The organism is Salipiger sp. D13 (assembly GCF_003703915.1).
GTDB classification, from domain to species: Bacteria; Pseudomonadota; Alphaproteobacteria; order Rhodobacterales; family Rhodobacteraceae; genus Salipiger; species Salipiger profundus.
Genome location: NZ_ML112590.1, coordinates 102308 through 115044, shown reverse-complemented (window position 1 = coordinate 115044; position 12737 = coordinate 102308). Strand labels below are relative to the sequence as shown.

Below are 12737 nucleotides of genomic sequence, written 5' to 3'. Positions count from 1 at the left end.
AGAACCCATGTACGACGCACCGTTGAGGAAATCCGCTGTGGACGCGCAAGAAACCAAGATCGCCGCCAGGGACGTTCAGGTCTATTACGGCGAGAACCACGCCATCAAGGACGTCTCGGTCGAGATTCTCGACAAGACCGTCACCGCCTTCATCGGGCCGTCGGGCTGCGGCAAGTCGACCTTCCTGCGCTGCCTGAACCGGATGAACGACACCATCGACATCTGCCGGGTCGAGGGCAAGATCGAGCTCGACGGCGAGGACATCTACGACAAGCGCGTCGACCCGGTGCAGCTGCGCGCCAAGGTCGGCATGGTGTTCCAGAAGCCGAACCCGTTCCCGAAGTCGATCTACGACAACGTGGCCTATGGTCCCAAGATCCACGGGCTGGCCAAGAACAAGGCCGAGCTCGACGAGATCGTCGAGCGCGCGCTGCGTCGCGGCGCCATCTGGGACGAGGTCAAGGACCGGCTGCACGCGCCGGGCACCGGCCTTTCGGGCGGCCAGCAGCAGCGTCTCTGCATCGCCCGCGCGGTTGCGACCGAGCCCGAGGTGCTGCTGATGGACGAGCCCTGCTCGGCGCTCGACCCCATCGCCACCGCTCAGGTCGAGGAGCTCATCGACGAGCTGCGCGAGCAGTACTCGGTGGTGATCGTCACGCACTCGATGCAGCAGGCCGCCCGGGTCAGCCAGAAGACCGCCTTCTTCCACCTCGGCAACCTGGTGGAATACGGCGAGACCAGCCAGATTTTCACCAACCCCGTGGACACCCGCACGGAATCCTACATCACCGGACGGATCGGATAAGAGCCATGAGCGATCTGAAACAACATATCTCGACCGCCTTCGATCGCGATCTCGAGGGCATCCAGGCGCAGATCCTGAAGATGGGCGGGCTTGTCGAAGCGGCGATCCACGACGCGGCCAAGGCACTTGAAAGCCGGGACGAAGAGCTTGCCGAGAAGGTGCGCAGCGGTGACAAGGTCATCGACGCGCTCGACGAAAGCCTCAACGAGGAAGCCGCCCGCGTCATCGCGCTGCGCGCGCCCACGGCGTCGGATCTGCGCGTGGTGCTGTCGGTCATGCGGATGTCGGCGAACCTCGAGCGGATCGGCGATCTCAGCAAGAACATGGCGAAGCGGACGACGGTTCTTGCGCAGATGACGCAGATCAACGGCTCGACCGCCGCGCTGCGTCGCATGGCCCGCGATGTCGAGAGCATGCTCAAGGACGCGCTCGACGCCTACATCAAGCGCGACGAGGCGCTGGCGCTCGACGTGATCGAGCGCGACGCCGACGTCGACCAGATGTACAACACGCTGTTCCGCGAGTTCCTGACCTTCATGCTCGAGGACCCGCGCAACATCACGTCCTGCATGCACCTGCATTTCATCGCCAAGAACATCGAGCGGATGGGTGACCATGTCACCGCCATCGCCGAGCAGGTCGTGTTCCTCGCCACCGGCGAAAAGCCGGAGGATGCGCGGATCAAGCAGGACCGCACGGCGTCCGATCCCGCGCTGAGCGCCAACATCGAGCTGGAGTAGGACGATGCCGGCCGATCAGCCCACCGTCCTGGTGGTCGAGGACGAAGCGGCGCAGCGCGAGGTGCTGCGCTACAACCTGGAAGCCGAGGGTTTCAACGTCGCCGCGGCCGGGAACGGCGAAGAGGCGCTGCTGATGCTCGAGGAAGAGGCGCCCGACGTCATCGTACTCGACTGGATGCTGCCGAACCTCTCGGGGATCGAGGTCTGCCGCCAGATCAAGACCCGCAACGAGACGCGCGGCACGCCGGTCATCATGCTGTCGGCCCGGTCCGAAGAGATCGATCGGGTTCGCGGACTAGAGACCGGTGCCGACGACTACGTGGTGAAGCCCTATTCGCTCAAGGAACTGATGGCGCGGGTGCGGGCCCAGCTGCGCCGCGCCCGTCCGGCGGCGGCGGGCCTGCGGCTCGAATACGAGGACATCATCCTCGACGCCGAGACCCATCGCGTCACACGCGAGGGCCGCGAGCTGAAACTCGGGCCGACCGAGTTCCGACTGCTGTCGACGTTCATGGAGAAACCCGGCCGGGTCTGGTCGCGCGAGCAGTTGCTCGACCGGGTCTGGGGCCGCGACATCTACGTCGACACGCGCACGGTCGACGTGCACATCGGCCGGCTGCGCAAGGCGCTCGGCGTGCATGGCGGGAACGATCCGCTGCGCACCGTCCGCGGGGCCGGCTACGCGCTGGGGTGATATCCTGCACCGGGGCCACTGGCCCCGGCGTCCACGCCGAGTGACGGTGCAACAGGTTTGACCCATCCTGGACGGGAAGGGGTCATTTCTTCTTGTTCTTCTTGTTCTTCTTGGGTTTGTCCGCCTTTTTCTTGTCCGCTTTCTTCAGGGCTTTCTTGTCGGCCTCAGCGGCCTTCTTGGCCTTTTTCTTCGCTTTCTTCTTCGACACAGCCTCGTCGGCAGCCTTCTTCCCGGCGGACTTCTTCTTTTCCGCCGTTTTCCCGTTCTTGTTCTTCTTCTTACCCTTTTCCGCGGGCTTGGTCGGCGCCTTGCGCTTGCCGGAACCGGCAGGCTCGATGTCCTCCTCGGGCGGCTCGGGCAGTGGATCATTGACGGCAAGCGGGCTGTCGGGATCGGGCTCCGGGGCGAGACGCGGCGCTTCCTCGGGCTCGGGCGCGGCGTCGAGCTTGTCATCGCCGGGCGTGCCGGGGGCCGGCATCGCCTCGGTGTCGGCGGTGCGCGGCACATCGGAGGCGACGGCGGCCGGAACATCGGCATCGGGGGCAGGGGCCGTCAGCCGGGAGGCGCTGTCGATCCAGTCCTGCGCGCGCGCGGTGGTGACCCGGGGCAGTTCAGCAATCTTCGCGGCATCTGCCCTGGCCATGTCCTCGAGCGTGCTCACGCCCATCTCGTCGAGCTTCAATGCCATCGCTGGGCCGACGCCCATGAGCTTGGTCAGGTCTGTCACCGGTGTCTCCGTCTTTTCCTTGGTGTCACAATCACAGTGTATCGCGGCAGGATGCGGGGAGGCCGCGCGTTTTGTCCAGTCCAACCCGCCGGGCAGGGTTGCGTTCCTCCGAATTTGACCTTATAGGCCCGGCTCACGAACCCCGCAGGCGGGGTCGGGCTGTTGCGGGAGACATCCGCGATACGTCCACCGGTTGCCCCATTTGGGTCAAGCCCCCGCCGAGGATATGAAACCGGAAAGGATATAGGACATGGCTCTTCCCGAGTTCTCCATGCGCCAGCTGCTTGAAGCAGGCGTGCACTTCGGCCACCAGACGCAGCGCTGGAACCCCCGCATGGGCGAGTTCATCTACGGTGCGCGTAACGGCATCCACATCTTCGACCTGACGCAGACCGTGCCGATGCTCGACGCGGCACTGAACGTGATCCGCGAGACCGTCGCCAAGGGCGGTAGCGTGCTCTTCGTCGGCACCAAGCGCCAAGCGTCGCAGCCGATCGCGGAAGCCGCAGAGAAATGCGCGCAGTTCTACATGAACCACCGCTGGCTGGGCGGCACGCTCACCAACTGGCAGACCGTTTCGCAGTCGATCAACCGCCTGAAGTCGATCGACGAGCAGATGGAAGCCGGCGCCGAGGGCCTGACCAAGAAAGAGCGTCTCGGCATGGAGCGCGAGCAGACCAAACTGCAGGCGTCGCTGGGCGGTATCCGCGAGATGGGCGGCCTGCCGGATCTTCTCTTCATCATCGACGTGAAGAAAGAGCAGCTCGCCATCGCCGAAGCCAAGAAGCTGGGTATCCCGGTCGTGGCCGTTGTCGACACCAACTGCTCGCCCGACGGCGTCGACTACATCATCCCCGGCAACGATGACGCGGCCCGCGCCATCGCGCTCTACTGCGACCTCGTGAGCCGTGCCGCTCTCGACGGCATGACCGGCCAGATGGAAGCCGCAGGCGTCGACCTCGGTGCGCTCGAGGATGCGCCCGCCGAGGAACTGCTCGCCGGCGCGCAGAACAGCTGAACCGGCCACTGTCGCGAAAGCGTCACGCAGACATGACATGAGCGGCAAGGCCCACCGGGCCGGCCGCCTTAGATTATTCGAGAGGGAGCCGATAAAATGGCGATCACTGCTGCACAGGTGAAAGAACTGCGCGAGATGACCGGCGCAGGCATGATGGATGCCAAGAAGGCGCTGACCGAGACCGATGGCGACATGGATGCCGCCGTCGACTGGCTGCGCACCAAGGGTCTCGCCAAGGCCGCCAAGAAATCGGGCCGCACCGCCGCCGAGGGCCTCGTGGCCGTCGAGGTGAACGGTGGCACCGGCGTCGCCGTCGAGATCAACGCCGAGACCGACTTCGTCGCCAAGAACGCCGAGTTCCAGGAAATGGTCGGTGGCATCGCCAAGGCCGCGACCGGCGTCGACACCGTCGAGGCACTGGCCGACGCGGAGCTGAACGGCAAGAAGGTCTCCGAGGTCATCACCGACAAGATCGCCAAGATCGGCGAGAACATGACCCTGCGCCGGATGGCCAAGGTCGAGGGTGAGACCGTTGCGACCTACGTGCACAACGTGGCTGCGCCCGGCATGGGCCAGATCGGTGTGCTCGTCGCCCTGAACGGCGGCACCGAGGAGTTCGGCAAGCAGGTCGCGATGCACATCGCCGCCGCGAACCCCGCCTCGCTGTCGACCGACGATCTCGACCCGGCCGTGGTCGAGAAGGAGCGTCAGGTTCAGATCGACATCGCACGCGAGTCCGGCAAGCCGGAGCAGGTCATCGAGAAGATGATCGAAGGCCGCATGCGCAAGTTCCTCGCCGAGGTGACGCTGCTGGGCCAGCAGTTCGTCATCAACCCCGACCTGACCGTCGAGAAGGCGGCCGAGGAAGCCGGCGCGACCATCGTGGGCTACGTCCGCATGCAGGTCGGCGAAGGCATCGAGAAGAAGGAAGAGGATTTCGCAGCCGAGGTGGCCAAGGCCGCTCAGGGCTGATCTGCGGATCATCTTCGGGGGCGCGCACAGTACCCCCTTTATCCAGAAGTGACGGAGCCGCCCCGAAAGGGACGGCTCCGTTTCCTTTCCCGGACCCAGCCTGGATTGGGGATGAGACTGGGGCGGGTTAGGGTGCCAGGCCGGCTGCGCGACTATAGCGCCACCGACCCGGCTCCGGAGTCTACCGGGAAGAACCCAGGGCCTTCGAAATCGCGAAGGATGAGCCCCTCATTGTCCCATGGCCAATGCCACCACTCACGGAACATTGTCAGAATGGCAATTTCCGAAGCGCCGATAAAGTCGGGTATTCCGCGCTGACAGTTTTTTCACGAAAAATTCCCGGGGGCAGGGTGCCTCTATTTCGATCCTTGAAATCGGTTCGAAAGGAATTCGAAATGAGCGCTGCCGAGACGGGGTTCAAGCAACTGGAAGGTAGCCTAAAAAACGACTCGACCCACCAGTTCACTTTGGTGCGAGAGGCGTCTTTAGATGTCGATGATGAACATCTGGTTCTGGAACGCCGCCTTGGCCACGGCCTGGGCGGTGGTCTCGACGTTGAGTGCCTCGCGTGCAAGCCGCAGGTGCTTTTCGACCGTGGCTTGTGTCAGCCCCATGATCGCCGCGATGTCCTGCATGGTCTTGCCGTCGCCGACCCACTCCAGTGCCTCGCGCTGACGCTTGGTCAGCGACTGGTTCGGCGGGATGTAGGGCAGGGTGAGGATCTTCAGGTGCAGGACGTTGTTCATCAGGATGATGTCATCGCCGTGCGTCTGCCACATGGCATCGACCTGGTGCTGATGAATGCCGGGCTTCGCCGTGAGCGCGATGGCGCCCTTGGCGCGGCTCGAGACCGACTTGAAGCTGATCGAATAGCCGGCCACCACGTTCATGCCAAGGTTGAACTCGATCACCCGGCGCTCGGCGTCGCTGACGTTGCCCTGGGCCAGCATGTCGCCGATTGCCCGCCACGAACAGGCGCCCTCGTGTTCGAGCGCCCAGCGGACCATCGGGGCATGATGATAGAGCCCGTCGCCGACGAAGCGGTCGGTGTAATCGGCCTGATGGTTGGTCAGCAGCACGAAATCGTTGGGATCGCCGAGCGAGGTCGTCGTGCGGTAGCGGGTGAAGCCATACATGAGCCGGTCGAACCCGTAGCCCGCCATCCGCTCGAGATGCATCGCCCAGAGCTCTTCGACGCTGTCAGCGTTCGTCATTGCCGTGAGATGTGCGCGGATGTCCGGTTCGAGGCTCATGGATCAGCTCTCCAGATGGCTCTTCATGGCGTCCATCGCCAGGGTGTAGCCACGCGCACCGAAGCCGCAGATCACGCCGACGGCGACCTTGGCGATGTAGCTCGTGTGCCGGAAGGACTCGCGCGCATGAACGTTCGACAGGTGCAATTCGATTGCGGGTATCTCGGCCGAGCTGATGGCGTCCATCAGGGCCACCGAGGTGTGGGTGTAGGCGCCCGCGTTGAGGATCAGCCCGTCGCGTTCTCCGCGCGCCTCGTGGATGGCGTCGATGAGCGCGCCTTCGTGGTTGCTCTGCATGAAGGAAACGTCGACGCCGATCCGCTCGCCGTGGGCACGGCACATGGCCTCGATATCGGACAATGTCGTGCGCCCGTAAACCTCTGGCTGGCGCGTCCCGAGCAGGTTCAGATTCGGCCCGTTCAGGATGAGAATACCGTGCATCTGTCGTCTCCAATAATCGGCGCAATACTTACCCTGCGGCACTCTGGCTTGTCCAGAACCGAGCCTTTGCGCTCAGCGTTTCCGGTCGCGCTGGTTTCTCCGCAGCAACATCCACGCGAACCATGCGATCGTCAGACAGGCAAGCAGTGCCGTGAGGTTACCGGCCATGTCCGAAATCTGCGGCACGAATGGCGCGAATCCGGCGCCAAGGGTCATGTATCCGGTGACCCAGACGATTTCGCCGGCAAGATCCCAGGCGAAGAAGCGACGCCAGCGCATTCCGGCGGCACCGGCTACGAGGTTCATCGGCGGACCGAGCGGTGCCAGCAGCCATCGGGTCAGAAAGACCGCCATGCCGCCGCGCTTGTAAAGCAGCGCCTTGGCATGGTTCAGGCCGGCGTTGTGCTGGCTGATGAAGCGACCGCGAGAGAACCGTCCCAGAGCGTATCCGAGGTTGTCGGCGAAGGTCGCGGTCAGCAGCGCGGTAAGCGCAGCGCCAATCAGCGGCAGATCGCCGGCGGCCACGAGCGTGCCCGAAACCAGCAGCATCAGCGAGGCCGGCATCATCGGCACGCCAAGCGCACCCAGTGCGATGACCAGCGACATCACCGGCAGACCGAGCGACGGAAGAGCGGCAAGCAGCGTCTCGCTCATCAGCGAGGATCCGACGGCGGCGGATCGAGCGCCGCCAGCTGTGCGGTGATCTCGGCCAGCAGGCTGTCGAGATCCTGGCCACGGGCCGCGGCGATCTGCTTCAGGCTCTGGTGGCCGGCGTGCTCGATGCCGAGCATCGGCCCGAGACTGCGCGGCGGCAGGCGGTGCGAACGCTCGATGTAGCCGAGCGTCATCCATGCCTCGGGTGCCTGGTCGCGATGGGCAGGATCCGCCCAGTAGACTGCGCGCCGGACGGAGTTGAGCGTGAAGAAGCCAGCGCCCATGAGCGCGATCAGCAGTATGACGACAAGGACCTTGCGAGGGAGGCGATGCTTCATCGTGGAAGGTTGGCGCGAATTCAGCCAAAGGTCAAAATCTCGGGCCCATCCCGGAGTGATTGCTTGATTTACATAATACTGATTATACGATACCTGGTTTGAGGCTTACGGGGGCCCCGGAAGCTCGGACGTGGGCCCGCGAGCGCCTCGCTCGGTCGAACGCCCACCTGCCGCAGTCCTTGCCAAGAGCGGCAACGTGCTATGTCGCCTGTCGACCTTCCAGGAATACTCCGAAGAAAAGGATAACAGATGACCAGCACGATTGCCGTCGCCGGGGCTTCGGGCCTCGTGGGTTCGAACATCGTCAAGGAAGCGCTCGAACGTGGCTACACGGTGCGCGGCACCCTGCGCGACGCGTCCGACGAGTCCAAGACGAAGTGGCTCATGGCGCTTCCAGGCGCCGCGGACCGGCTCACGCTTCATTCCGCCAATGCAGATGACGGCTCAGGCTTTGACGCCGCCCTGTCCGGTGCGGACGCGGTGTTCATCGCCTGCTTCCCGCCGATCTACAAAGCCGAGGACGGAACGCCGGCCAAGGAACTCGACCGGGTGCGCGGCTATGCCGAGATCGTGGCGCCGGTGCGCAACGGCTGCCTTAACGTTCTCGAAGCTGCGCGTCGGGCCGGGATCGCGCACGTGATGCTGTGTTCGTCGACCTCCTCCACGAACCCGCCCGAGGGTGTGGCGATCAAGACCGAGACCAATGCCGTCTCGGACGCCGAATTCCAGATGAGCGAAGGCAAGTTCACCTCGGCCGAGAAGATCGTCATGGAAACCGCTGCCCGTGACTTCTGCGTGCACCACAACATGCGGCTGGCGATCTTCCTGCCGACGATGATGCTCGGTCCGGTGATCCTGCCGCAACATCTCGAGGGCGACAGCGCCGGCTTCGTCACCAGCGCAGTGCGCGATGGCAGGACACGCCATGACAAGGTGCCCGCCGGGTCGATGTCGGTGAGCCACATCGGCGATGTCGCGAAGCTCTTTCTCGCGGCTTACGAACAAGGCGCGCGCGGCCGGTTCTTCGCGGTCTACGACAGCGTGCCGTGGCGGGATCTATACGCCGAACTCGGAAAGCATGTGCCCGCGTCTATCATGCCCGCGCCGCTCGACGGACCGCCCGAAGAGCCGACCCGCTTCGATTTCACGCGGCGGGACAGCCTGGGCGTCGCGATGCGAGACATCCCGTCGGTGATCGCCGAGACCTGCGACTGGCTGAAGAGCCGGCCGTTCGGGTGATGGCACCCTGCCCTGCGCGGTTCAGCTTCCCGCCCGGGCCGCGCCGGCGCTCTCGCGGTCACGCTCTCCTGCGCGCGGGCGCAGCGTGATCCGGGTGAGCTCCGACGGCACGCCGAGCCGCAGCGCGAACCCCGGCCAGAGCGCCGTGCCGTTGCTGACGTAGAGTTGCATGTCGCCGACCGTGTAGTGCCCCGAGACGAAACCGGCGTTGAACCGCGCGATCAGCGACGCGAGGCCCACCACCATGCCGCCATGGGTGTGGCCTGCGAGGTGAAGATCGACGCCACGCTCCGCCATCTGGTGCGCCTGTCTCGGCTGGTGATTGAGCAACAGTACCGGCGCGTCCTCCGGGGCACCATGAAGCGCGCGGTCGACGTCGGGGATCGGCAGTCCGAAGCGCCCGGCCCTCAGGTCGGTGACGCCGGCCACCACCAGCGCCGCGCCCTCGCGCTCGATGGTCTCGTGCGCGTTCGCAAGCAGGCGCATGCCGAGTTGCCGGTAGGTCTGCCACCAGCTGTCGAATTCGAAGTAGTATTCGTGGTTGCCGGGGCTGACGAAGACTCCATCCGTTGCTGACAGGCCGGAGAGCGGCGCGACATCCTGTCGGCGGACATCGAGGTATCCGTCGATGAGATCGCCGCTGATCAATATGATGTCGGGTTCGAGCGCGTTGACGCGCGCGACCAGCCTCTCGGCGAAAGGCCGATGGAAGAGACGACTGAGGTGGAGGTCGGTAAGGTGCACGACCTCGTAGCCGTCGAACGCGGCCGGCAGGTCGGCGATCTCGATCGCGAGGTCCTTCTGCGACGGCTGCCGGACCGCGTTGAAGACACCGAACGCAGAGAGCGCCAGCGCGAAAAGCACCGCGCCTGCGCTCCATCCCGGTGCCAGCGGGCGCCAGTCCCAGAGCAGAAGCGACCGGCCGAGCGACACGATGTCCAGCACGAGATGCAGTGCGGCGGTCAGCAGGATCGTTCCGAAGCCAAGGTTCACCGCGATGACCATCATGCGGGGAAGCTCGAGCGAGAACATGTTCCCATAGGCCAGGCGCGTCAGGAGGTGGTTTTCAGCCAGCAGCAGGATGACGATGGCGAGCAGGATCTTTCCCCAGAGCGGAATGCCCAGCGGCGGCACGACCCGCAGGGCGACATAGGCCCCGATGATGCCCATGACGGCGGCAAACATGTTTCGTTTCTCCTGTTGCGGGTTTTCTGGCCGGACGATCCTGCGAAACTAAGTGAGGGCGGTTCGAGTGTCGCTGGCGGTATTTCGATCACGCTCATGAGCGAGCCGCATAAGTAGAGCGGTCCGGTGCGGCGGCCAGCGCGATCCCTGTCTCCTGCCCTTTTGCAGCCCGGCCACACGCCCGGCTGACCGGATCGTGATGATCGCCGGGCGCGCGAGGGGCTCGAAGTCCGCGCAGCGGCGCTACTCTCAGACAGTGAGTGACCACCACGCATCGAGCGCCCCTCGATGGTTCCGAGACCATTTTCAGGACGATTGACCATGCAGATCCCAAGCCTTGCCGCCGCCACCATTGCCCTTGCCTCCTGCGCCAGTGCCCAGTCCTTCAACGACGCCCCGCCCAACGCCCCGGACCAGCGACCGGCCTTCGCCGAACAGACCCGCGCGCCGGTCATCGAGGACACCCTGTCGCTGTCGCGCGAAGTGGTGGTGCAGGGCCTCGAAAACCCCTGGGGCATGGACCAACTTCCGAGCGGTGGCTGGCTCGTTACGGAGCGGCCCGGCCGGCTGCGGATCGTGTCGCCCGACGGGACGCTGTCCGACCCGGTGTCCGGTCTGCCCGAGGTCGATGCGCGCCGTCAGGGCGGGCTACTCGACGTGCTCGTGGCGAGCGATTTCGCAGACACCCGCCGCGTCTGGTGGAGCTACGCGGAACCCCGCGGTGACGGAACCAACGGCACGTCGGTGGCGACGGGCATCCTCTCGGAGGATGGCAGCACGATGGAGCAGACCGAGGTGATCTTTCGCCAGGAGCCTGCCTGGGCCTCGACGGCGCATTTCGGGTCGCGGCTCGTCTGGGGGCCCGACGGCGCGCTTTTCGTCACGCTCGGCGAGCGTTCGCTTCCCGAACCACGCCAGCTTGCGCAGGACGTCTCGACGCATATCGGCAAGGTGGTGCGCATCGCGCCCATGGGCGGTGCGGCCGAGGGCAACCCCGAGATCGAGGGCGGCCTGCCCGAAATCTGGTCCTACGGGCACCGCAATGTCCAGGCGGCGGCGCTGGGGCCCGACGGCGACCTCTGGGCCATCGAGCATGGCGCGCGCGGCGGCGACGAGCTGAACCATGTCCTTCCGGGCCGCAACTACGGCTGGCCGGTTATCACCTACGGTGAGGATTACAGCGGTCGTCCGATCGGTGACGGCACCACTTCGACCGAGGGGATGGAGCAGCCCGTCTACTACTGGGACCCGGTGATCGCCCCGAGCGGCATGGCCTTCTACGAGGGGGATCTGTTCCCGGACTGGCAGGGCAGCATTCTGGTCGGCGGGCTGGCCGGACAGGCCCTTGTGCGGCTCGAGCTCGAGGACGACCGCGTAACCGGCGAGGCCCGCTATCTTCAGGGCCAGGGACGCGTGCGGGACGTCGCCGTGGCAGATGACGGCGCGGTCATGATCCTGACCGACTCCGCCAACGGCGCGCTGCTGCGGCTGACACCTCAGGAGTGACGCGCGCGCCGGCGGTGACCTTGCGCTGCCGGCGTATTGTCTCTGCCATGCAATGTTACTGACAAGGCGGCAACGAAGGTGGACGGGCGTTCCGAGCCAGGCGCCCTGCCCTCGCCTTGTCAATCGCGTGGGAGACCGTGCTCGCGACAGAGATCCGCGAGGACCGCATGCAGACGGGCGATGATTTCTTCGCGCGGTGACACGGTGCGCTCCACCAACCCGATCTGGCGCTTGATCTGGGGGCTGCCGAAGGGAAGCCGAAGCAGGTTCAGGTCTTCGGGCTCCTGCAGCGCGACATGCGGAACCACCGAGATGCCGAGCCCCTGCCGGACGCAGGTCACGATCGACCCGATGGTGTCGATCTCGGCGATATCCTGTGTCACCACGCCGAGCCGTGAAATCTCGGTGTCGATCATGTTCGCGAGCGGCACCGCGCTGCGAAACCTCACGTACGGGAGGGTCCGCATCAGCTCGGTCGGCTCGCGCTCGGGCGTTCCACGGGGCGCGATCAACCAGAGCGGCTCGCGCAGGAACGGGCTCCAGCGCAGGGCTTGCGGAAACCCCACGTGTTCGGCAACGACCGCCGCGTCGAGCCGTCCGGCGGCCACGTCGGCGATCAGCGTCGACGAAAGCGACACCCGCAGGCTCGTCTTGAGGGCCGGATACTGGGTGCGCATCCGGACGATTGCCTGCGGCAGGAGGTTGAGCGCGCTTGAGCGCACCGACCCGAGCATCAGCGTTCCGGCGATCTGGTCGCCCCGCAGCGCGGCCTTGGTGTCCTCCTCCCGGCGCAGGATGTCCTTGGCCATTTCGAGCACCTGCGACCCCTGCGGGGTCAGCTTCGGCGGCCGCGCGGTGCGGTCGAAGATGGTAATGCCAAGTTCCTGTTCCAACGCCTGAATCTGCTGGCTGACCGCCGATGGGGTCAGCCGAACCACGTCGGCCGCGTGGGCGAAGGTGCCATGCGTGTCGATGGCAACAAGGGTCTTGAGCTGGCGGGTGTCCATCATCAGATCCAGTTTTGCTTAATGTAATAACCAGAATTACGCGCTTTCGTGAAGAAATATTTCCCTCTATCCATATTGGCCAGGAGGAACGCCGTACCCGGCTGGGAGGCAGGGTGCGCGCTTCACGAAACATTCAGATTCAACCCCGCGTTCCCGGC

The 12737-nt window shown here is 65.2% G+C and carries 14 protein-coding genes; 7 read left to right on the top strand and 7 right to left on the bottom strand.

Annotated features, from left to right (window positions below):
* Positions 1–7: 7 nt before the first annotated feature.
* From pstB to phoB, 3 genes are read left to right on the top strand one after another with little or no spacing between them, the layout of a single operon-like run.
* Positions 8–805, top strand: a complete 798-nt coding sequence (gene pstB / locus D6860_RS00535; protein ID WP_076624611.1) for a phosphate ABC transporter ATP-binding protein PstB — start codon at positions 8–10, stop codon at positions 803–805.
* Between the two features lie 5 nt (positions 806–810).
* Positions 811–1545: a phosphate signaling complex protein PhoU gene (gene phoU, locus D6860_RS00530; protein ID WP_076624612.1), complete on the top strand. Its 735-nt coding sequence runs from the start codon at positions 811–813 to the stop codon at positions 1543–1545.
* 4 nt (positions 1546–1549) lie between these two features.
* On the top strand, positions 1550–2239 hold the full coding sequence (gene phoB / locus D6860_RS00525; RefSeq protein WP_076624613.1) for a phosphate regulon transcriptional regulator PhoB: 690 nt from the start codon (positions 1550–1552) through the stop codon (positions 2237–2239).
* An 82-nt stretch (positions 2240–2321) separates the two neighbouring features.
* Here phoB and D6860_RS00520 read toward each other — a convergent pair whose 3' ends face one another.
* The gene (locus D6860_RS00520) at positions 2322–2966 is read right to left on the bottom strand and encodes a helix-hairpin-helix domain-containing protein (protein ID WP_076624614.1); all 645 of its coding nucleotides are present in this window, start codon (positions 2964–2966) and stop codon (positions 2322–2324) included.
* Between the two features lie 250 nt (positions 2967–3216).
* Between D6860_RS00520 and rpsB the strand changes: the two genes are divergently transcribed.
* Together rpsB and tsf are read left to right on the top strand one after the other, a co-directional pair.
* Positions 3217–3984 carry a 30S ribosomal protein S2 gene (gene rpsB, locus D6860_RS00515; RefSeq protein WP_076624615.1) on the top strand — a complete coding sequence of 256 codons (768 nt, stop codon included), beginning with the start codon at positions 3217–3219 and terminating at the stop codon, positions 3982–3984.
* Positions 3985–4080: 96 nt separating this feature from the next.
* On the top strand, positions 4081–4956 hold the full coding sequence (gene tsf, locus D6860_RS00510; protein WP_076624616.1) for a translation elongation factor Ts: 876 nt from the start codon (positions 4081–4083) through the stop codon (positions 4954–4956).
* Positions 4957–5441: 485 nt separating this feature from the next.
* Here tsf and D6860_RS00505 read toward each other — a convergent pair whose 3' ends face one another.
* From D6860_RS00505 to D6860_RS25115, 4 genes are all read right to left on the bottom strand, one after another.
* Complete coding sequence (locus D6860_RS00505; RefSeq protein ID WP_017467169.1) at positions 5442–6209, bottom strand: helix-turn-helix transcriptional regulator; 768 nt, start codon at positions 6207–6209, stop codon at positions 5442–5444.
* A 3-nt stretch (positions 6210–6212) separates the two neighbouring features.
* Complete coding sequence (aroQ, locus tag D6860_RS00500; protein WP_017467170.1) at positions 6213–6650, bottom strand: type II 3-dehydroquinate dehydratase; 438 nt, start codon at positions 6648–6650, stop codon at positions 6213–6215.
* A gap of 72 nt (positions 6651–6722) precedes the next feature.
* Positions 6723–7304 carry a DedA family protein gene (locus D6860_RS00495; RefSeq protein ID WP_017467171.1) on the bottom strand — a complete coding sequence of 194 codons (582 nt, stop codon included), beginning with the start codon at positions 7302–7304 and terminating at the stop codon, positions 6723–6725.
* Complete coding sequence (locus D6860_RS25115; RefSeq protein ID WP_017467172.1) at positions 7304–7642, bottom strand: hypothetical protein; 339 nt, start codon at positions 7640–7642, stop codon at positions 7304–7306. Before D6860_RS25115 ends, D6860_RS00495 begins: the two co-directional genes overlap by 1 nt.
* Before the next feature lie 249 nt (positions 7643–7891).
* On the opposite strand from D6860_RS25115, the gene D6860_RS00490 reads away from it, so the two are divergent.
* Entirely contained in the window at positions 7892–8881 is a 990-nt protein-coding gene (locus D6860_RS00490) for an NAD-dependent epimerase/dehydratase family protein (protein ID WP_076624617.1), read from the top strand.
* 21 nt (positions 8882–8902) lie between these two features.
* Here D6860_RS00490 and D6860_RS00485 read toward each other — a convergent pair whose 3' ends face one another.
* Positions 8903–10066: a metallophosphoesterase gene (locus D6860_RS00485; RefSeq protein WP_017468792.1), complete on the bottom strand. Its 1164-nt coding sequence runs from the start codon at positions 10064–10066 to the stop codon at positions 8903–8905.
* A 321-nt stretch (positions 10067–10387) separates the two neighbouring features.
* Here D6860_RS00485 and D6860_RS00480 point away from each other — a divergent pair, with 321 nt between their 5' ends.
* Positions 10388–11572, top strand: a complete 1185-nt coding sequence (locus D6860_RS00480) for a PQQ-dependent sugar dehydrogenase (protein WP_076624618.1) — start codon at positions 10388–10390, stop codon at positions 11570–11572.
* Between the two features lie 119 nt (positions 11573–11691).
* On the opposite strand, the gene D6860_RS00475 is transcribed toward D6860_RS00480, so the two are convergent.
* The gene (locus tag D6860_RS00475; RefSeq protein WP_017468119.1) at positions 11692–12579 is read right to left on the bottom strand and encodes a LysR family transcriptional regulator; all 888 of its coding nucleotides are present in this window, start codon (positions 12577–12579) and stop codon (positions 11692–11694) included.
* Positions 12580–12737: the final 158 nt, after the last annotated feature.

Bases quoted from the DNA above. Each gene is read 5' to 3' on its own strand.
- pstB (WP_076624611.1), top strand. From the start codon at position 8: ATGTACGACGCACCGTTGAGGAAATCCGCTGTGGACGCGCAAGAAACC.
- phoU (WP_076624612.1), top strand. From the start codon at position 811: ATGAGCGATCTGAAACAACATATCTCGACCGCCTTCGATCGCGATCTC.
- phoB (WP_076624613.1), top strand. From the start codon at position 1,550: ATGCCGGCCGATCAGCCCACCGTCCTGGTGGTCGAGGACGAAGCGGCG.
- rpsB (WP_076624615.1), top strand. From the start codon at position 3,217: ATGGCTCTTCCCGAGTTCTCCATGCGCCAGCTGCTTGAAGCAGGCGTG.
- tsf (WP_076624616.1), top strand. From the start codon at position 4,081: ATGGCGATCACTGCTGCACAGGTGAAAGAACTGCGCGAGATGACCGGC.
- D6860_RS00505 (WP_017467169.1), bottom strand. From the start codon at position 6,209: ATGAGCCTCGAACCGGACATCCGCGCACATCTCACGGCAATGACGAAC.
- aroQ (WP_017467170.1), bottom strand. From the start codon at position 6,650: ATGCACGGTATTCTCATCCTGAACGGGCCGAATCTGAACCTGCTCGGG.
- D6860_RS00495 (WP_017467171.1), bottom strand. From the start codon at position 7,304: ATGAGCGAGACGCTGCTTGCCGCTCTTCCGTCGCTCGGTCTGCCGGTG.
- D6860_RS25115 (WP_017467172.1), bottom strand. From the start codon at position 7,642: ATGAAGCATCGCCTCCCTCGCAAGGTCCTTGTCGTCATACTGCTGATC.
- D6860_RS00490 (WP_076624617.1), top strand. From the start codon at position 7,892: ATGACCAGCACGATTGCCGTCGCCGGGGCTTCGGGCCTCGTGGGTTCG.
- D6860_RS00485 (WP_017468792.1), bottom strand. From the start codon at position 10,066: ATGTTTGCCGCCGTCATGGGCATCATCGGGGCCTATGTCGCCCTGCGG.
- D6860_RS00480 (WP_076624618.1), top strand. From the start codon at position 10,388: ATGCAGATCCCAAGCCTTGCCGCCGCCACCATTGCCCTTGCCTCCTGC.
- D6860_RS00475 (WP_017468119.1), bottom strand. From the start codon at position 12,579: ATGGACACCCGCCAGCTCAAGACCCTTGTTGCCATCGACACGCATGGC.